General features: G+C 43.1%; 17 protein-coding genes and 1 riboswitch. All 17 genes read left to right on the top strand.

What is annotated here, in order from left to right:
• Positions 1–120 precede the first annotated feature (120 nt).
• The 17 genes from uvrA (at position 121) to cls (ending at position 19,659) form a co-directional block, all read left to right on the top strand.
• Positions 121–2,952 carry an excinuclease ABC subunit UvrA gene (uvrA, locus tag HMPREF0850_RS05050; protein ID WP_001152851.1) on the top strand — a complete coding sequence of 944 codons (2,832 nt, stop codon included), beginning with the start codon at positions 121–123 and terminating at the stop codon, positions 2,950–2,952.
• Positions 2,945–4,006, top strand: coding sequence for a M24 family metallopeptidase (locus HMPREF0850_RS05055; RefSeq protein WP_001042873.1), 1,062 nt, complete (start codon positions 2,945–2,947; stop codon positions 4,004–4,006). Before uvrA ends, HMPREF0850_RS05055 begins: the two co-directional genes overlap by 8 nt.
• A 55-nt stretch (positions 4,007–4,061) precedes the next feature.
• Positions 4,062–4,213, top strand: a riboswitch (M-box (ykoK) riboswitch).
• Between the two features lie 195 nt (positions 4,214–4,408).
• The gene (gene mgtA / locus HMPREF0850_RS05060; RefSeq protein WP_000858868.1) at positions 4,409–7,069 is read left to right on the top strand and encodes a magnesium-translocating P-type ATPase; all 2,661 of its coding nucleotides are present in this window, start codon (positions 4,409–4,411) and stop codon (positions 7,067–7,069) included.
• A gap of 134 nt (positions 7,070–7,203) precedes the next feature.
• Positions 7,204–7,602 (top strand): transcriptional regulator Spx, encoded by a 399-nt coding sequence (spx, locus tag HMPREF0850_RS05065; RefSeq protein WP_000591165.1) that lies wholly within the window; start codon positions 7,204–7,206, stop codon positions 7,600–7,602.
• A 63-nt stretch (positions 7,603–7,665) separates the two neighbouring features.
• Positions 7,666–8,235, top strand: coding sequence for an SP0191 family lipoprotein (locus tag HMPREF0850_RS05070; RefSeq protein WP_000724879.1), 570 nt, complete (start codon positions 7,666–7,668; stop codon positions 8,233–8,235).
• Positions 8,236–8,322: 87 nt separating this feature from the next.
• Positions 8,323–8,589: an IreB family regulatory phosphoprotein gene (locus tag HMPREF0850_RS05075; RefSeq protein WP_000507060.1), complete on the top strand. Its 267-nt coding sequence runs from the start codon at positions 8,323–8,325 to the stop codon at positions 8,587–8,589.
• A 3-nt stretch (positions 8,590–8,592) separates the two neighbouring features.
• Positions 8,593–9,012, top strand: coding sequence for a Holliday junction resolvase RuvX (gene ruvX, locus HMPREF0850_RS05080; RefSeq protein ID WP_002876031.1), 420 nt, complete (start codon positions 8,593–8,595; stop codon positions 9,010–9,012).
• 15 nt (positions 9,013–9,027) lie between these two features.
• Positions 9,028–9,333 carry a DUF1292 domain-containing protein gene (locus HMPREF0850_RS05085; RefSeq protein ID WP_000017625.1) on the top strand — a complete coding sequence of 102 codons (306 nt, stop codon included), beginning with the start codon at positions 9,028–9,030 and terminating at the stop codon, positions 9,331–9,333.
• 207 nt (positions 9,334–9,540) lie between these two features.
• On the top strand, positions 9,541–10,791 hold the full coding sequence (locus HMPREF0850_RS05090) for a bifunctional folylpolyglutamate synthase/dihydrofolate synthase (protein ID WP_000464320.1): 1,251 nt from the start codon (positions 9,541–9,543) through the stop codon (positions 10,789–10,791).
• A gap of 90 nt (positions 10,792–10,881) precedes the next feature.
• Positions 10,882–11,325 carry an SP_0198 family lipoprotein gene (locus HMPREF0850_RS05095; protein ID WP_000853127.1) on the top strand — a complete coding sequence of 148 codons (444 nt, stop codon included), beginning with the start codon at positions 10,882–10,884 and terminating at the stop codon, positions 11,323–11,325.
• A gap of 185 nt (positions 11,326–11,510) precedes the next feature.
• On the top strand, positions 11,511–12,662 hold the full coding sequence (locus HMPREF0850_RS05100; RefSeq protein WP_000190427.1) for an iron-containing alcohol dehydrogenase: 1,152 nt from the start codon (positions 11,511–11,513) through the stop codon (positions 12,660–12,662).
• A gap of 87 nt (positions 12,663–12,749) precedes the next feature.
• Positions 12,750–14,018, top strand: a complete 1,269-nt coding sequence (locus HMPREF0850_RS05105) for a glycosyltransferase (protein ID WP_009013846.1) — start codon at positions 12,750–12,752, stop codon at positions 14,016–14,018.
• Between the two features lie 3 nt (positions 14,019–14,021).
• Positions 14,022–15,002: an NAD-dependent epimerase/dehydratase family protein gene (locus HMPREF0850_RS05110; protein ID WP_000757310.1), complete on the top strand. Its 981-nt coding sequence runs from the start codon at positions 14,022–14,024 to the stop codon at positions 15,000–15,002.
• Positions 14,977–15,792, top strand: coding sequence for an MBL fold metallo-hydrolase (locus tag HMPREF0850_RS05115; protein WP_000034624.1), 816 nt, complete (start codon positions 14,977–14,979; stop codon positions 15,790–15,792). The genes HMPREF0850_RS05110 and HMPREF0850_RS05115 overlap by 26 nt, the downstream gene beginning before the upstream one ends.
• Entirely contained in the window at positions 15,770–17,032 is a 1,263-nt protein-coding gene (locus HMPREF0850_RS05120) for a F390 synthetase-related protein (protein ID WP_000724364.1), read from the top strand. The genes HMPREF0850_RS05115 and HMPREF0850_RS05120 overlap by 23 nt, the downstream gene beginning before the upstream one ends.
• A 14-nt stretch (positions 17,033–17,046) precedes the next feature.
• Entirely contained in the window at positions 17,047–17,991 is a 945-nt protein-coding gene (locus tag HMPREF0850_RS05125; RefSeq protein WP_000141189.1) for a 3-oxoacyl-[acyl-carrier-protein] synthase III C-terminal domain-containing protein, read from the top strand.
• Positions 17,992–18,126: 135 nt separating this feature from the next.
• Positions 18,127–19,659, top strand: coding sequence for a cardiolipin synthase (gene cls, locus HMPREF0850_RS05130; protein WP_000126971.1), 1,533 nt, complete (start codon positions 18,127–18,129; stop codon positions 19,657–19,659).
• The last annotated feature ends 49 nt before the right edge of the window (positions 19,660–19,708 follow it).

Genomic DNA, 19,708 nt, shown 5'->3' on the forward strand with positions numbered 1-19,708 from the left:
TACTATTCAATGATTCATTTTTTGCACCGTACTATTATACTATAAAAACAGCTTTTTGGGTAATAGAATTTCACATTTTTTGGTATAATGGAAAGCAATAATGGACTAGAAAGAACAAAGATGCAAGATAAAATTGTCATTCATGGGGCTCGTGCCCATAACTTAAAAAATATAGATGTGGAGATTCCAAGAGACAAGCTGGTTGTTGTGACTGGTTTGTCAGGTTCTGGGAAATCCAGTCTGGCCTTTGATACCCTCTATGCTGAGGGCCAACGTCGCTATGTAGAGAGTCTATCAGCCTATGCTCGCCAGTTTTTGGGCAATATGGAAAAACCAGATGTGGATGCCATTGATGGCCTCAGCCCAGCTATTTCCATTGACCAGAAAACCACCAGCAAAAACCCTCGTTCGACCGTGGGAACCACGACTGAAATCAATGATTATCTGCGTCTCCTCTACGCACGTGTGGGGACGCCTTACTGTATCAACGGGCATGGGGCTATCAAGGCTTCTTCTGTAGAACAAATCGTGGATAAGGTTTTGGAATTGCCAGAACGCCAACGCTTGCAGATTTTGGCCCCTGTCATCCGCAAGAAAAAAGGCCAACATAAGAGTGTTATCGAGAAGATTCAGAAAGATGGGTATGTCCACGTCCGAGTGGATGGGGAGGTCTACGATGTGACCGGAGTACCAGAGCTGTCTAAGAGCAAGCAACACAATATCGATGTCGTGGTTGACCGCATTGTCATCAAGGAGGGCATCCGTAGCCGTCTCTTTGATTCAATCGAGGCTGCCCTTCGTATCGCAGAAGGCTATGTGATTATCGACACTATGGACGATTCGGAGTTGCTCTTTTCTGAGCACTATGCCTGCCCGGTTTGTGGATTTACCGTACCAGAGTTAGAGCCTCGTCTCTTCTCCTTTAATGCTCCTTTTGGCTCTTGTAGTGAGTGTGATGGTTTGGGCATCAAGCTGGAGGTGGATGTTGACTTGGTGGTTCCTGATGCCAGCAAAACTTTGCGCGAGGGAGCCTTGGCACCTTGGAATCCTATCTCATCTAACTACTATCCAAACATGCTCGAGCAGGCCATGACAGCATTTGGAGTGGATATGGATAAGCCTTTTGAGGACTTGTCAGAAGAAGATAAAAACTTGATTCTCTACGGCTCAGATGGCAAGGAATTCCATTTCCACTATGAAAATGAATTTGGCGGTGTGCGCGATATTGACATTCCTTTTGAGGGGGTTGTCAATAATATCAAGCGTCGTTATCATGAGACTAACAGTGATTACACTCGCACCCAGATGCGTCTCTACATGAATGAGCTGACCTGCGGAACTTGCCATGGCTACCGTCTCAATGACCAGGCCTTGTCTGTTCGTGTAGGTGGCGAGCAAGGGCCGCATATCGGTGAAATATCGGACCTGTCTATCGCAGACCATTTGGAGTTGGTGAGTCAGCTGACCTTGTCTGAAAATGAAGCCATCATTGCCCGTCCCATTCTCAAGGAAATAAAGGATCGCTTGACCTTCCTCAATAACGTAGGTCTCAACTATCTGACTCTGTCACGTTCGGCAGGAACTCTTTCAGGTGGGGAGAGTCAGCGTATTCGCTTGGCAACCCAGATTGGTTCCAACCTCTCAGGTGTGCTCTATATTCTGGATGAGCCTTCAATCGGTCTTCACCAGAGGGATAATGACCGACTGATTGCCAGTCTGAAGAAGATGCGCGATTTAGGAAATACTCTCATCGTGGTGGAACACGACGAAGATACCATGCGCGAGGCGGATTATCTGATTGATGTCGGCCCTGGTGCTGGTGTTTTTGGTGGGGAGATTGTTGCTGCAGGAACGCCAAAACAGGTGGCTCGCAACAGCAAATCTATCACAGGCCAGTACTTATCAGGAAAACGAGCGATTCCAGTGCCAGCAGAGCGCCGTTCCGGAAATGGTCGTTTTATCGAAGTGACAGGAGCGCGTGAGAACAACTTGAAAAATATCACCGCTCGTTTCCCATTAGGAAAATTCATTGCGGTGACAGGTGTGTCAGGTTCAGGGAAATCGACCTTAATCAACAGTATCCTCAAAAAAGCCATTGCTCAAAAACTCAATCGCAACTCAGACAAGCCTGGTAAGTTTAAAACTATCACAGGGATTGAGCGTGTAGACCGCTTGATTGACATTGACCAGAGCCCTATCGGACGGACGCCGAGGTCCAACCCAGCTACCTATACGGGAGTTTTTGACGACATCCGTGACCTCTTTGCCCAGACAAATGAGGCCAAGATTCGAGGCTACAAGAAGGGGCGTTTCAGTTTCAACGTCAAGGGTGGTCGTTGCGAAGCCTGCTCAGGTGACGGGATTATCAAGATTGAGATGCACTTCTTGCCAGATGTTTATGTTGCCTGTGAAGTTTGCCATGGGACTCGCTACAACAGTGAAACCCTTGAAGTTCACTACAAGGAAAAAAATATCTCGCAGGTTTTGGACATGACCGTCAACGATGCGGTGGAATTCTTCCAACATATTCCGAAAATTCAACGCAAACTTCAGACCATCAAGGATGTGGGGCTGGGCTATGTAACGCTAGGGCAACCAGCTACCACCCTTTCTGGGGGAGAAGCCCAGCGTATGAAGTTGGCTAGTGAACTCCACAAACGCTCGACAGGTAAATCCTTCTATATTCTGGATGAGCCGACGACAGGGCTTCATACTGAGGACATCGCTCGCTTGCTTAAAGTCTTAGCTCGCTTTGTCGACGATGGAAATACAGTCCTCATCATTGAGCACAATCTGGATGTCATCAAGACGGCAGACCATATTATTGACTTAGGACCTGAGGGCGGTGTCGGTGGTGGAACCATCATTGCAACAGGAACCCCAGAAGAAGTAGCGGCCAATGAAGCCAGCTACACAGGACACTATTTGAAAGGAAAGTTACATCATGAATAAACGTGTGCAAGCATTTCTAGCTAAAATGCAAGAAAAAGAACTAGATGGTATCATCATCAACAACCTTAAAAACGTCTATTATTTGACTGGTTTTTGGGGTTCAAATGGAACAGTCTTTATCAGCCGTGACCGTCAAGTCTTGGTGACAGACTCTCGTTATATCATTGCGGCTAAGCAAGAAGTAACAGGTTTTGAGATTGTGGCTGACCGTGATGAATTGGCTGTCATTGCAGGCATTGTTAAGGATATGGGCTTGTCTCGCGTCGGTTTTGAGGACGAGATTTCGGTCTCTTATTACCATCGTATGCAGGCAGCTTTTGCAGGGATCGACTTGCTTCCACAGACTCAGTTTGTAGAAGCACTTCGTATGATTAAGGATGAGAAAGAGATTGCGACTATTCGCAAGGCTTGTTCTATCTCAGACCAAGCTTTTCGCGATGCGCTTGACTTTATCAAACCTGGAAAAACTGAGATCGAAATTGCCAACTTCCTTGATTTCCGCATGCGTGAGCTAGGAGCGGCAGGCTTGTCTTTTGATACCATTTTAGCAAGTGGTATCAACTCTTCAAAACCCCATGCTCATCCGATGCACAAACCAGTTGAAGTTGGAGAAGCCATTACCATGGACTTCGGCTGCCTCTACGACCACTATGTCAGTGATATGACACGGACCATTTATTTAGGTCATGTCAGTGACGAGCAGGCAGAGATTTACAATACGGTTCTGAAAGCCAACCAAGCTCTGATTGATCAAGCTAAGGCAGGATTAGGTTTCCGCGACTTTGACAAAATCCCTCGTGATATTATCATCGAGGCAGGCTATGGTGACTACTTTACCCACGGTATTGGACACGGTATCGGACTGGATATCCACGAAGAACCTTATTTTAGCCAAACTTCGAAAGAAGTCATTAAATCTGGTATGGTCTTGACTGATGAACCAGGTATTTATATTGAAGGGAAATACGGCGTTCGTATTGAAGATGATATCTTAATTACAGATAACGGTTGCGAATTGTTGACTCTAGCGCCGAAGGAATTAATTGTTATTTAAGAAAATTAAGATAAATCATTGACTTTTATATTTTAAAGGTTTATACTGATAAACGAAAACGGTAGGTGAGGCTACCATAGGGATACGGATGACTACCGCAAAGCAGTGGAGACACTACTCGTTGGTCAACAGTCCTGGTCGCGAAGGCCAAGACTAAGCTCATTTCATCGCCCTATGGAGTTAAAGCTTGAACGAAAAAACAGATAATTAGTTTTTTAATCCTGCCATTTTATGGTGGGATTTTCTACTGTTTTAGAACAAGGAAAGGAGACAAACGATGCAAATTGACGATCATCCAGAACCGCACATACACAGCCAATCGCTGATTTGTGTCATTCTGCCCTTATAAAGTGATTGGTCTCTGTGTATGAAACACATCATTCATACAGATAGGAGAAACCAATGAAAACTACAAAAGAAAGATTAGCAGTAGCTATTCACACACCTTTAAACGAAACTCTATCTTTTTATAAGACAAGTCTAACAGGCTTGACTGAGGAGCAGGTGGAGAAAAATCGTGACCTATATGGTGAAAACACCATCACCAAGGGTCAAGAAGACAGTATCCTTAAAAAGATTTACGAATCTATTATCAATCCATTTACAATCATCCTGCTGGTCATCGCTATGATCTCCATGGTGACCAATGTCTGGTTGGCGAAGCCTGGACAAGAAGATCCGACGACCTCTATCATCATCGTCGTTCTCGTTCTAATCTCTGGTGGCATTCGATTTGTCCAAGAACTGCGAAGCGACAAGGCCGCGACCAATCTATCAAAAATGATTGTGAACACAGCCACAGTTATTCGCGAAGGCCAGAGTTTAGAGGTCGCAATTGAAGATTTGGTCGTTGGAGATATAGTCAAATTAAGTGCTGGGGATATGATTCCAGCAGACCTTATTTTAATTGAATCACGAGATTTCTTTGTCCAACAGTCTGGTTTGACAGGTGAAAGTGATTCGGTTGAAAAACTGGCCTTATCCAAAATGAGTCAGTCAAATTTTGATAGTCTGCTAGAAGCAGAAGCGCTCGCCTTTATGGGAACCAACGTGATATCAGGAAGTGCTAAGGCTTTGATTCTAGCGGTCGGTGATGACACCATGATGGGAGAAATCGAGCAGACCCTCAATACCTATGACGAACCGACCTCTTTTGAGCGGGAGATGAACAGCATCTCTTGGCTCTTAATCCGTTTGATGTTAGTCATGGTTCCCATCGTGTTTCTCTCCAATGGCTTGACAGATGGAGATTGGTTAGAAGCAGGCGTATTTGCCTTGAGTGTGGGTGTCGGGCTTACACCTGAGATGCTTCCCATGATCATCACGGCCAGTCTAGCAAAAGGCTCCATTATCATGGCCAAGGAAAAAGTCGTCATCAAAAAACTCAATGCCATACAAGATCTAGGTGCTATTGATATCCTATGCACGGATAAAACGGGAACCCTTACCCAAGACGAAATTGTCCTTGAATATCCTTTGGATATACATGGAGATTTGGATTTGTCTGTGTTGAGACGTGCCTATCTCAATTCCTATTTTCAAACCGGTTTAAAAAACTTGATGGACCGTGCCATTATCAGTAGAACTGAAAAAGAAGCTAAAGAACACGCTATTCTACAAAATTTGGATACTAGCTTCCAAAAAATAGATGAATTGCCATTTGATTTTGAACGCAGACGCATGAGTGTCATCGTCAAGGATGAGAACGAAGTTGTTAGTTTGGTAACCAAGGGTGCCCTAGAGGAAATGCTTGCGATTTCAACCCATGTGGAATATCAAGGTCAGATTAGCCCTCTGACGGATGATATCCGAGTGGAAATCTTAAAAGAAGTAGATCAACTTAATCAACAGGGATTGCGAGTCTTGGGAGTCGCTTATAAAACAGGTCTAAAAGAAGGTTTTGCTTACTCCGTTGAAGATGAAAAAGAGATGATTCTAACAGGATATCTTGCCTTTCTAGATCCACCAAAACCATCAGCAGCACCTGCTATCCAAGCTTTGTTAGAACACGGTGTTCAAACAAAGATCTTGACGGGGGACAATGAGAAGGTAACCCAAGCAGTATGCGAAAAAGTTGGTTTAGACGTTGATCAAATCTTGTTGGGTTCTGATATTGATGCCATGACAGATGAGGAATTGGCCCAAGCAGTTGAGAAGGTGACTGTCTTTGCCAAACTCTCTCCTGATCAAAAAGCACGAATCATTTTACAAATCAAATCGAATGGACATTGTGTCGGCTATATGGGAGATGGAATCAATGATGCCCCTTCTATGAAAGTGGCAGATGTGGGGATTTCTGTTGATACAGCAGTAGATATTGCCAAAGAAACGGCTGATGTCATTTTGCTAGATAAGGATTTGATGGTGCTTGAAAAAGGGCTGGTTGAAGGACGGAAAGTCTATGCTAATATGACCAAATATATCAAGATGACGGTCAGCTCTAATTTCGGGAACATTTTCTCTCTGTTAGTGTCTGGTATCTTTTTACCTTTCCTTCCTATGGCTCCGATTCACTTGATTGTGTTAAATCTAGTCTATGATCTTTCTTGCATTGCCTTGCCATTTGATAATGTGGATGAAGACTTCTTGAAGAAGCCTCATAAGTGGGAGGCCAAGTCTATTACTCGCTTTATGATTTGGATGGGTCCGATTTCTTCTGCCTTTGATATTTTGACCTTTATCTTGCTCTATTTTGTCATTGTCCCAATGGCGACAGGTCATGCTTATGTTCATGGAGCAGATTCTGCAAGGGGCTTTATCATCTTGTTCCAGACTGGTTGGTTCATTGAATCCATGTGGTCCCAAACCATGGTTATCCATATGCTTCGTTCAGCAAAGCTTCCTTTCTTACAAAGTCGTCCATCATGGTTTGTTCTTGGAACAACCTTGCTAGCAGCTAGCTTTGTGACCTTCCTTCCCTACTCTTCAATTGCTAGCCTGCTTCATTTAACCCCTTTAGAACCAATTTATTTCCTCTTTTTGCTTTTGATCATCGTTTTCTATATGATCAGTGTTACAGTAGTGAAACGAATCTATATCAAAAAATTTAAAAGTTGGCTATAAATTGATTTTGTCAAGAAAAAAGTACGGAAATCGCTAAAAAAGTTAAATTTTTTTAAAAATAGGTCGCAAGTCGGATGTTTTTTATGGTATAATAGATTAAACTGATAGTAACATGTAGCGAAAGGGGTAGGCACATGATTAAGATTTATACCGTCTCCAGTTGCACAAGCTGTAAGAAAGCGAAGACTTGGCTCAACGCACACCAGTTAAGTTATAAAGAACAAAACCTTGGTAAAGAAGGGATTACGAGAGAAGAACTACTTGATATTCTGACAAAGACAGATAATGGAATTGCCAGCATTGTATCATCAAAAAACCGCTATGCGAAAGCTTTAGGAGTTGACATCGAAGATTTGAGTGTCAATGAAGTACTCAACTTAATCATGGAAACACCACGGATCTTAAAAAGTCCTATTCTAGTTGACGAGAAGCGTTTGCAGGTCGGTTACAAAGAAGATGATATCCGTGCCTTTTTACCACGCTCTGTCCGTAATGTAGAAAATGCAGAAGCACGTTTGCGTGCAGCTCTATAAACATCGAGGCTGGGGTATCTCCTAGCCTTGTTCATTTTTTATCAAAAAATTATGTGAGGAATTATGAAAAAGATAGTAATTGGCGCAGCTACTCTCCTCCTGCTACTTGCAGGATGTGGCCAAAAGAAGGAAACGACATCCAGTTCAAAACATGAATCCGAAACGCTCCAGTCTACTCTGCCCGTTTTGGAAAATGCGGAAAAGAATACGGTTGTGACCAAGACTTTGATTTTCCCTGAGTCAGGAGATGGCGTCAAGCAAACGCAAACCATCACCTATAAAGGGAAACAATTTCTAAAATTGGTTATTCGGCAGATACGGCCCTTAAGTGAGGAATTGAAATCCTTTATCGCTGACCACGGTCTTGAAGAAACTCAAAAAGCTCTTTTAGAAGCAGAAGAAAAGGATGAAATGCTTCAGGAAGCGCGCAAATTGGCAGGTTTTACACTTGAAACCAAACTGCTCAGTGAGACTGAAATCCAGACCACAACGACCTATGATTTACAAGTCTTGGATGTCAAAAAGGCGTCACAGACAGATTATTTGAAAAATCTTGGCTTAGAGACTCTTTTGAAAAATGAACCAAGCCAATATATCGCAGACAGAGTGGCAAATGGTGCGACAGAACAGTAAGAAAATCCAAATAAATGGATTGACTTAATTGTAGAACGTAAGGAAATATGCTATAATAGTACTATTCTAAGGAAAGAGGGTGTTAGAATGGGATTTACTGAAGAAACTGTACGTTTTAAATTGGATGATTCCAACAAGAAGGAAATCAGTGAAACGTTGACAGATGTCTATGCTTCTCTGAATGAAAAGGGTTATAATCCGATAAATCAAATCGTCGGTTATGTATTGAGTGGAGACCCTGCCTACGTTCCTCGTTACAACAATGCACGAAATCAAATCCGTAAGTATGAGCGTGATGAAATTGTTGAAGAACTGGTACGCTACTACCTTAAGGGACAAGGAGTCGATCTATAATCTATGAGAATTATGGGATTGGACGTTGGTTCAAAAACAGTAGGGGTGGCTATTAGCGATCCACTAGGCTTCACTGCTCAGGGACTTGAAATCATCCAGATTAATGAGGATCAGGGCCAGTTTGGTTTTGACCGTATCAAGGAATTGGTTGACAGCTACAAGGTAGAACGCTTTGTAGTAGGTTTGCCAAAAAACATGAACAATACCAGCGGTCCGCGAGTAGAAGCCAGTCAAGCCTATGGTGCCAAGCTAGAAGAACTCTTTGGTTTGCCAGTAGACTATCAGGATGAGCGCTTGACGACCGTTGCTGCGGAACGTATGTTGATTGAACAAGCAGATATCAGCCGTAACAAACGCAAGAAAGTTATTGATAAGTTGGCTGCTCAGCTGATTTTGCAAAATTATTTAGATAGAAAATTTTAAGACAGAGGAGAAACTATGTCACACGATCACAACCACGATCACGAAGAACGTGAATTGATTACACTAGTAGATGAGCAAGGAAATGAAACTTTGTTTGAAATTCTTTTGACCATCGACGGGAAAGAAGAATTTGGTAAGAACTATGTTCTTCTAGTGCCAGTTAACGCAGAAGAAGATGAAAACGGTGAAGTTGAAATCCAAGCTTACTCATTCATCGAAAATGAAGACGGAACAGAAGGCGAATTGCAACCAATCCCAGAAGAATCAGAAGACGAATGGAACATGATTGAAGAAGTCTTCAACAACTTTATGGAGGAGTGATACAGTCTGGGAGACTGTATCAGCCCAACTCCTAGAAATTGGAAGAGTTGGAACGTCCAGTGGATGTTTTTAGCCCACGTTGAAATTCATAGTAGCTAGTGATTAGCTAACCAGGTAAGAGGTTGGGATTTTTGTCTCGACCTCGCTTTTTATTTGTAATCATACTTTGATGCAGTAGTTGATTGGACTTTTGTTAAGGAGACATGTATGTTTGAAGTAGAAGAATGGCTGCATAGTCGGATTGGTTTAAACTTTAGATCTGGTCTTGGACGAATGCAGCAAGCGGTGGATTTGCTGGGGAATCCTGAGAAGACTTATCCTATTATCCACGTAACAGGGACTAACGGTAAAGGGTCAACTATTGCCTTTATGAGGGAGTTGTTTGTTGCTCATGGTAAAAAAGTTGGTACTTTTACCTCTCCTCATATCATCAGTATCCATGATCGAATCTGTATCAATGGGCAAGCAATAGCTGATGCAGATTTTATCCGTTTGGCAGAACAAGTTAAGGAGATGGAGAAAACTCTTTTGGAAACACATGATCAATTGTCTTTCTTTGAGTTGTTGACCTTGATTGCCTTGCTTTACTTTAAAGAGCAGGGAGTGGATCTAGTCCTGCTAGAAGTGGGGATTGGTGGTTTGCTTGACACAACGAATGTCGTAATAGGAGAGATTGCAGTTATTACTTCCATTGGCCTAGATCATCAGGAGACCTTGGGCGATAGTCTAGAGGAAATAGCCGAGCAGAAAGCTGGTATTTTCAAGGCTGGAAAGAAGGCGGTCATTGCCAAGCTTGCTCCAGAAGCGGAGCTTGTCTGTCACAAAAGAGCAAGAGAGTTAGATGTAGACCTTTATCAAGCTGGGCAAGACTTCACCTTGAATGCAGGAGATTTTTCAAGTAGCCTAGCAAGTTTTTCACAGCTTGAAATTGGTTTGGAAGGTGCTTATCAGCAAGAAAATGCCGCCTTGGCTTTAGAAACTTTTCTTCTGTTTATGGCGTCAGGAGGTGAAAGGGTCGAAGAAGAACTTGTCAGACAGGCCTTCAAAGAAACTCGCTGGGCAGGTCGATTGGAACGGATTCGTCCGCATATCTACCTAGACGGGGCTCACAATCTTCCAGCCTTAATTCGTCTGGTCGAGTTTATTCAAGGGAAAATCCAGCAAGGCTATCAAGTTCGCATTCTTTTTGGTGCCCTTAAACGCAAGGATTATCAAGGAATGTTAGGCTATCTATCTGAGCAGTTGCCTCAGGTGGAACTTAAGGTAACAGGCTTTGACTACCAAGGCTCTCTGGATGAAAAGGATGTGGCGGGTTACGATTTGATTCCTTCCTATGGCGATTTTATCAGAGAATTTGAAGAAAGAGCCAATGACCAGGATCTGCTTTTCGTGACGGGATCCCTCTACTTTATCTCGGAAGTACGAGCGAGTTTAGTAGGAAGCGATGGGATTAGTTGACCGTCTAGGTTTAAGTTGCTATACTGGAGGTAGGAGGTACATCTGGAAACTCTTCCAGCAAAATATTGGCACAAAAGAAAGGAAGTCGCTATGAAAACGAAAACATTCACACTTTCTATTGCTTCCCTAGCAATTCTTAGTCTTTTAGCAGCTTGTGAACCTAAGGCACAAGCCCCTGCTCAGCAACCATCCACTCAACAAGAATCATCTTCTAGTTCCGCAACAAGTACTAGTCAACCACAAGCCTCCTCAAGTCAGGACACTACTGTAGCTCAACCTACGAACATCGATGGTACCTATACTGGAAAAGATGAGAATGACCAGATCACTCTTGTTGTAACAGGTAAAACTGGTACATGGACTGAGGTCGAGCCAGATGGAGATAAGGAAATCAAGCAAGTCACCTTTGAGCCAGAAAATCAACGTGTCATCATCGGTGATGATGTCAAGATTTACGCAGTTAATGGTAATCAAATGACTATTGACGATATGGATCGAGAGGCATCTGACCGAGTAGTATTAACGAAACAATAATGATTAAGTAAAAGTTCCAATGAGATGAAAGCTATCTTTTTGGAGCTTTTTTGTTTAAAAACGTTACCAGTGGTTCTTTACTATTTTTTTACTTAAAGCGCTTACAAACATTTATAAAATGAAGGATAAGGTCGTATACTTATGGTAAATAATCAAATAGCGCAAAGGCGCAGGAGGAAAAGCATATGGCTACATTTTATGTTCCATCAGTTAACCTTATTGGTAAAGGTGTTGTAAATGAAGTAGGTCCGTATATCAAGGAACTGGGGTATAAGAAAGCCCTTTTGGTGACAGACAAGTTCATCGAGGAAAGTGATATTTTACCTAAGATCCTAAAACCATTAGATGCTGAAGGGATTGAATATGTGATCTTTAGCGATGTGGAGCCAAATCCGACTTGCAAGAACGTTACAGATGGAGTGGCTGCCCTGAAAGAGCATGGATGTGATTTCATCATCAGTCTTGGGGGAGGGTCTCCACAGGATGCGGCTAGTTGTATCTCTATCATTGCGACAAATGGTGGAAAACCTCAAGACTACGAGGGTCTTCACAAGTCTGCTAAAAAAGGGTTGCCAGTGGTTGCGATCAATACAACAGCTGGAACTTCAGCAGAAATCACGATTAACTATGTCATTACTGACGAAGAACGCAAGGTCAAGATGGTAATGGTTGATAAAAACAGCCTCGCCCTCATCTCTGTCAATGATCCGGAACTCATGCTTTCAAAACCGAAAGGCTTGACAGCAGCGACAGGTATGGATGCTCTGACCCACGCTGTCGAGGCCTTGGTAACACTGGGTGCTTATGATGTGACCAAGAAACTCTCTATCGGGGCCATTGAACTCATCAAGGAGTATCTTCCTCGTGCTGTAGCTAATGGACAAGATATCGAAGCGCGTGAGGCTATGGTCAATGCCATCTTCCTCGGTGGTATGAGCTTTAACAATGCTGGTTTGGGCTACGTTCACTCTATGGCTCACCAACTCGGTGCAGTATATAATTTGCCACATGGCGTTTGCTGTGCCATGCTGCTCCCAGTTGTTGAACGTGAAAATGCCAAACGTGTACCAGAAGCTTTCCGCAATGTAGCCAAGGCTTTGGGACTTCATGTTGAAGGGAAAACAGACCAAGAATGTGCAGCCTACGCCATCGCTGAGATTGAAAAACTGTCTGAAACAGTAGGCATTCCGAAGAAACTCACTGAACTCGGTATAGAAGAAAAGGAATTTGACTTTGACTACCTTTCTAAGAATGCCTTGATTGATGCTTGTGCACCAGGAAATCCATTTATGCCGACTTTGGAAGAAACTATAGCTCTCTACAAAGAACTCTTCTGATTCATAAAGTGAAAAAGAAGCTAAATAATGCTGGAAAGAACTATCATTTTGGTAGTTCTTTTTTTAAAAATTTGCTATTCTAGACATATGAGAAAAATCAAAATTGATGTGGTTGTAGTGCCCTTAAGTGGGCATCTCTTCCCGACCCTGAATCTGCTCGCACCCTTGTTGAAGGATCCCTTGTATGAGATTCGATTATTTACAGGACCACAACGAAAAGTTGTTGCAGAGGAGATGGGATTCCAGGTGATCCCTATTTTAGAAAATTGTGTAGATGAGTTTGAGCGTGTAGCCAACAATGAAGGACAATTAAACCTTATTTCTGCTTATCGACAGTTATCAGCTAGTCTTGATTTGATCAATGTGGTGTCTGACCAACTAGTCCAAGAGTGGCAGCAGAATAGACCTGATATTGTGATTGCGGATTTTATAACCCTCTCTGGAGGACTAGTTGCGGAACAGTTGGGAATCCCTTGGATTACCACTATGGCGACACAGTTTGCCATTGAAACGACAGATGGACCGCCTTGTTTCTTTGGAGGAATGGGCAGTCCAAAAACATCTTTCCAATCTGGTCTGCAATGGACAGGAAGAAAAGGGACTCGTTTAGGGAAACGAATCGTAAGCTTTTTATTGAGAGAACGATTGAAACGTTACGATTTTAAGCCTTATAATCAGAAAGGTCAGGAAACCATCTATTCACCCTATTCCATCTTGGGAATTGGGATGAAAGAGTTGGAGCTGAAAAGTGGTTTTCCAGAGCACTATCTTTGGGTGGGACCTTTTGGCTCTTCGATTGAGAGGGCAGAAAATTATCCCCTCGATTTGTCTCCTTATGCAGGTTATAAGAAGGTCCTTGTCTCCTGTGGCACTCAGCTAGCATGGGCCAAAGACAATCTCCTCTATCAGACACAACAATTGGCAGAAGCACATCCGGACTGTCACTTCTTTGTGACTCTGGGATTTGGCGAACAAGACTTCCAATGTGAAGAGCTCATGGACAATGTTTCTGTGGTATCCTATCTTCCCTATAAGGAGTACATTCCTCAGATGGATTATGTGATTCATCATGGTGGTGCAGGTATTTTTTACCAGTGTATCATCTATGGTAAGCCTGCCTTGATTCTCCCCCATGACTATGATCAGTATGACTATGCAGTTCGTGGATTAGAGGCAGGGATTGCCTTGACTGCTAAACGAGAGGATACGGAAGCGATTGGACGTGCCTTTGATGAGTTGTTGGCTAGAGATGACTGGGCATACTTGAACAAACTTAGTCGTGCAGCTCAAATCTATCAGCCAACAGAGATTCTGAAGAGCGAAATACATCGGCTCTTAGGGGACAAGGAGAAGTAAAAAATGAAGAAAGTATTGGTAACAGGTGCTACGGGCTTTCTAGGCAAGTATGTTGTTGAAGAGCTCAGTCAGTCGGGTTATCAGGTACGCGCTTTTGGACGGAATCGCAAGGTGGGTCAGTCTTTAGAAACTTCTACTGTGGCATTTTTTCAGGGAGATTTGACCAAACAAGAGGACTTAGCTCAGGCTTGTCAAGAGATGGACATGGTTGTGCATGCGGGTGCTCTTTCTACCGTTTGGGGGCCTTGGGAGGATTTCTACCAGACAAATGTCTTGGGAACCAAGTATGTTCTGGATGCTTGCCGAGAGGCTGGTATTCAGCGTTTGGTTTATGTGTCCTCGCCTAGCATCTATGCTGCGCCTCGAGACCAGCTAGCTATCAAAGAAAGCGATGCGCCTCAGGAAAATAATCTGAACAACTACATTCGCAGTAAGCTGGCTTCAGAGAAGCTGTTTAAGGATTATCCCGATGTTCCGAGTATTATCTTACGACCTCGTGGGCTTTTTGGGATTGGAGATACAAGTATTTTACCCCGTGTTCTCAAACTCAGTCAGAAGGTTGGCATTCCCTTGATAGGGGACGGTCGTCAGCTCATGGATATGACCTGTGTGGAAAATGTCGCTCTGGCAATTCGCTTGGCATTAGAGGCCCCTCAAGCTAGTGGCGAAGTTTATAATATTACTAATGGGGAACCAAGAGCCTTTAAGGATTTGATAGAAGAAACCTTGAGAGGGTTGGGCTATCCAATAACATACAGAAAAGTGTCAGCTCCTCTTCTTTCAGTTATTGCCAGTAGTTTAGAGTTTCTGTATAAGGTCTTGAAACTCAAAGGGGAACCGGCTCTAACACGCTATACCTATTATCTGCTCCGTTATAGTCAGACGCTGGACATCAGCAAGGCGGAGCGAGACTTGGGGTATCGCCCTCAAATCAGTATTTCGGAAGGGATTGAACAATATGTCCAAGATTATCGAAAGCATTGATTATTTCCCAGCAGGCTACTGTACCTGCTACACAGGTTTGCTATTTAAGGGAGTCAAGAATCAAAAGATGACCTTCCCAGCAGGTGTCTTTCTGATTAAACACAGAGACAAGGGCTATTTGCTATATGATACTGGCTATCACTATGATATTAAAACCCGGTTTCGCTATGGTTTCTATCGTTTGGGAACGCCAGTTCAAATGACGGAGAAGGACCAGATTTCACATTTACTGAAAGCGAAGGGAATCAAGCCAGAAGAAATTAACTATGTCATCCTATCTCATTTACATCCAGATCATCTGGGAGGAGCTAGTTTCTTTCCTCATGCAACCTTTATCTTGACAAAAGAAGTATATGAGGTATACCAAAAACCCAAGTTGAAAGACTTGATTTTCAAGGAGTTTTTATTAGCTTCTTTTGAGAAAAATCTAACCATTATCAGAGCTAACCAGCAACACCCGGCATTTCCCTATCGTCCGATTTGTGATCTTTTCGGAGATGGTAGTATCCTAGTTGCTTCTGTTGACGGGCATGCTAGGGGGCAAGCCTGTCTATATTTTCCAGACCTTAATCTCCTCATTGCAGCAGATCTTTGTTGGGGAATTGACCTCTTACCTTATACCAAGCAGATGCACCTGATTCCTTCCTTGGTTCAAGATAATAAGGCCGACTATATCAGGGGGACAGAGTTTCTGGAGGATGTCTTAAAGGACGGTATTGAGGTAGTTGTTAGCCATGATCCTGTAGAAAGGATAGAGTCAATCTTACATGAAAAAAATAACCTTTCTTAAAACCTTTATCCAAACTCGATGGCTTCATCATTTCAAATCTCGAGAAGCTTTAGAAAACTATCAGAAAAAGCAATTAACCAACTATATGGACTTTTTAAAGCGAGAGTCTCCTTACTTTAAAAATGGGGTTCCTAGCGACTTTGACCATATGGACAAGGCTTTTATGATGGAACATTTCAATGAGCTCAACACCCAAGGAGTGGATCGTGATGAAGCCTTGAGCTTGGCTATTGAAAGTGAGAAGACCCGTGACTTCACTGAACTTAAAGGGGAAGTGGCCGTCGGTCTGTCTTCGGGGACGTCTGGACATCGGGGGCTCTTTATCACAACAGAGAAAGAGCGAAGTATGTGGGCTGCGGCTATCTTGGCAAAGATGTTGCCCAAGGGGCAGCTTTTTGGACACCGCATCGCCTTTTTCCTGAGAGCTGATAATGAACTCTATCAGACCATCAATACAGCGCTCATTCGTCTAGAGTATTTTGATATTTTCAAACATACAGATGAGCATATCGAGCGACTCAACAACTATCAACCAACGATTATTGTGGCGCCAGCCTCGATGTTGATTGAATTGAGCAAGCGTCTCAAGGATGGAGAGTTAGCTATTCACCCACAAAAAATCGTTTCGGTGGCGGAAATCTTGGAAGATAGTGATAGGGAACGGATTGCTGAAACCTTTTCACTATCCATCATTGACCAAGTTTATCAGGCAACTGAAGGCTTCCTAGCCTGCACTTGCTCAGCTGGCAATCTGCATCTCAACGAAGACATTATCTTTGTGGAAAAGCAGTATCTAGACGACCGCCGTTTTTATCCAGTGATTACGGACTTTAAACGAAGCAGTCAGCCTGTTTATCGCTACCAGCTCAATGATATCTTGGTTGAAAATCTGGAGCCTTGTCCCTGTGGCTCCTGCTATACACGGATTGACAAGGTCGAAGGACGTTCTGATGATATCTTCTACTTTGAAGGGCAGAATGGGGGGCAGGTAACGATTTATCCAGACTTTATCAGACGTTGCATCCTCTTTGTGGAGAATGTAGGAGATTACCAAGTTAAGCAACATTCCGAGAAATTAGTGGAAGTTTGTCTAAGCCAACGAGATGAGGACGTAGAGACAGCAATTTTAGCACAGTTCCAACTCTTGGCCCAGCAAAAAGAGTTCATAGTTCCTCGAATACAATTTTCAGATTATCACTGGGATACTAGCCGTAAACTCAAACGTATCCAACGTTTATGAAAGGAAAAAAGACAATGACAGAAGTAAAAAGACATGTAGAAATCGCAGGTTATGGCATTTGCCTTCCAAAGCATACAGTGCAATTTAAAGACCAGACACGTTATCGTGTAGTTGAAAATGAAGAATCGCAACTCGACTTGGCAGAGGGAGCTATCCAGCGTGCACTTGAACATGCAAATTTGGATATTAAAGATATCGATTGCCTTGTATCAGCTAGTGCGGTGGGTGTTCAGCCCATTCCTTGTACGGCTGCTTTGATTCATGAGCGCGTGGCAAAAGGACTCTCAATTCCAGCAATGGACATCAATACAACTTGTACCAGCTTTATTACTGCTCTATCGACCATGTCCCACTTGATTGAGGCGGGCGAATACAATCGTGTCTTGATTGTGTCTAGTGAGGTTGGTAGTTTAGGGCTCAATCCCAAGCAAAAAGAAAGTTTTGAACTCTTTAGTGATGGGGCGGCAGCCTTTATTTTCCAAAAAAGTCATCAGGAAAAAGGGGTCATTGCTAGTCTCCAACGTACTTGGTCAGAAGGGGCTCACGATACGGAGATTCGTGGAGGTCTGACTTCTTTTCAACCAAAAGAGTACTCTGAAGCGACTAAGACCAACTATATGTTTGACATGAAGGGGAAGAAAATCCTCCTCTTATCTGCTCGCAAAATCCCAGTCATGTTTGAAGAGTTTCAAGAAAAAACACAGCTAGTCTTGGCAGACGTGGACTATATCATTCCTCACCAAGCAAGTCGTGCTCTTCCTTTGATCATGGAAAAACTAGGTGTGGCCGAGGGTCAGTACCTCAATCTCGTCACTGACTATGGAAATATGGTGTCAGTCTCTGTACCGTTTGGCTTGGCTTATTCTTTGGATCATGGGCTTATCAAGGAGGGAGATGTCGTCTACCTTATGGGGACTGCAGCTGGTATGACGGTCAATATGTTAGCTCTGAAATTGTAATAATCATCTAAACACGGAACGACTGGAACTTGAGCAAAGGTAAAAGGTTGCCATCTACCCCTGAACTGAGGTATACTAGTAGAAACATTAGTTCATCAATCGGTGAGGGAGAATGATAGAAAAGGAAGGGGATGTATGACAGCTAGAAAAATGCAGCTACTCATGTCCAAATATGGTTTTAGTATTACCATCATGTTGGCAGAGTTGTTTATCGTCTTTGGTTTATTTCTCTATCTAGGGCAAATGGCTCCAATTATCTGGATTATCCTAGTCATTTTAGTGAGCTTAGCGACCATTGTATCAATTGTCAATCGGTCCATGAATCCTGAGAGTAAGGTAACATGGCTGTTAGTAGCCTTTGTGCCAGTGTTTGGGCCATTGCTCTATATCATGTTTGGAGAACGCCGTTTATCTAAAAAAGAAATGAAACAGCTAAAGCAACTCCAATCAATGGTTGACCGAGAGGACAATAGCAGAGCTCTCCGTTTGGAGTTAAAGGAAGAGGATAAGTCGGCTTACGGTGTCATCAAATCTCTCCTTAGCATGGATACGAATGCGGATGTCTATAATCGAACGGATACCCATTTTTTCCCTTCAGGGGAAAGCATGTGGCGCCAGATGCTAGAGGATCTCAAAAAAGCCGAGAAATTTATCTTTCTCGAATACTATATCATCGAAGAAGGTTTGATGTGGAATAGTATTTTGGAGATTTTGGAAGAAAAGGCAGCTCAAGGAGTAGAGGTGAAGCTTCTCTATGACGATATTGGATGTATGGCAACCTTGCCTGGAGATTACACCATCGAGCTTCGTGGTCGAGGGATTGAAGCCCACAAATTTAACAAGGTGATTCCACGCTTGACCGTTGCTTATAACAACCGTGATCACCGTAAAATCATGATTATCGATGGTCAAATTGCCTATACAGGTGGTGTCAATCTGGCAGATGAGTATATCAACCATATCGAACGTTTTGGCTATTGGAAGGATAGCGGTATTCGCCTAGATGGACCGGCTGTTAAGGCTTTTACCAGACTCTTCTTATCCACTTGGTATATCAACCGTGGGGAAATTAGTGACTTTGACCAATACCATCTCGAAAATCAACCTAGAGATGGGATGGGGCTTTGCATTCCTTACAGTAGTGGGCCAAAGCCTATCTACCGAGCCCAGGTTGGAAAAACGGTCTATCAAAACCTTATCAATCAGGCTACAGATTATGTCTATATCACGACTCCTTATCTGATCGCTGACTATGATCTAACCGAGAGTATCAAAAATGCAGCATTGAGAGGGGTAGATGTGCGAATTATGACGCCATGTATCCCAGATAAGAAGGTTATTCAGTTAGTTACTCGCGGAGCCTATCCAGACTTGCTATCTGCTGGAGTTCGTATTTATGAGTACAGCCCCGGATTTCTTCATAGTAAGCAAATGCTTGTCGATGGAGAGGCAGCTACTGTGGGAACCATCAATTTTGACTATCGGAGCTTGCTTCACCACTATGAAAATGGCGTTTTGCTTTATAGAACGCAATCTATCATAGATATTGAGAGGGACTTCAAAGAGATTTTTAAAGTTTCTCAAGAAATCTATCCCCACACAATCAAAACAAGCTGGTATCAAAGCCTGATCAAGGAAATTGTTCAGTTGTTTGCACCCATGCTCTAACTATCCACCAAGATCTAGCCCAAGGCTGGATCTTATTTTTGTCTTTTTG

Origin of the sequence: Streptococcus sp. M143, from assembly GCF_000162495.1 — a bacterium.
Taxonomy (GTDB): domain Bacteria; phylum Bacillota; class Bacilli; order Lactobacillales; family Streptococcaceae; genus Streptococcus; species Streptococcus dentisani.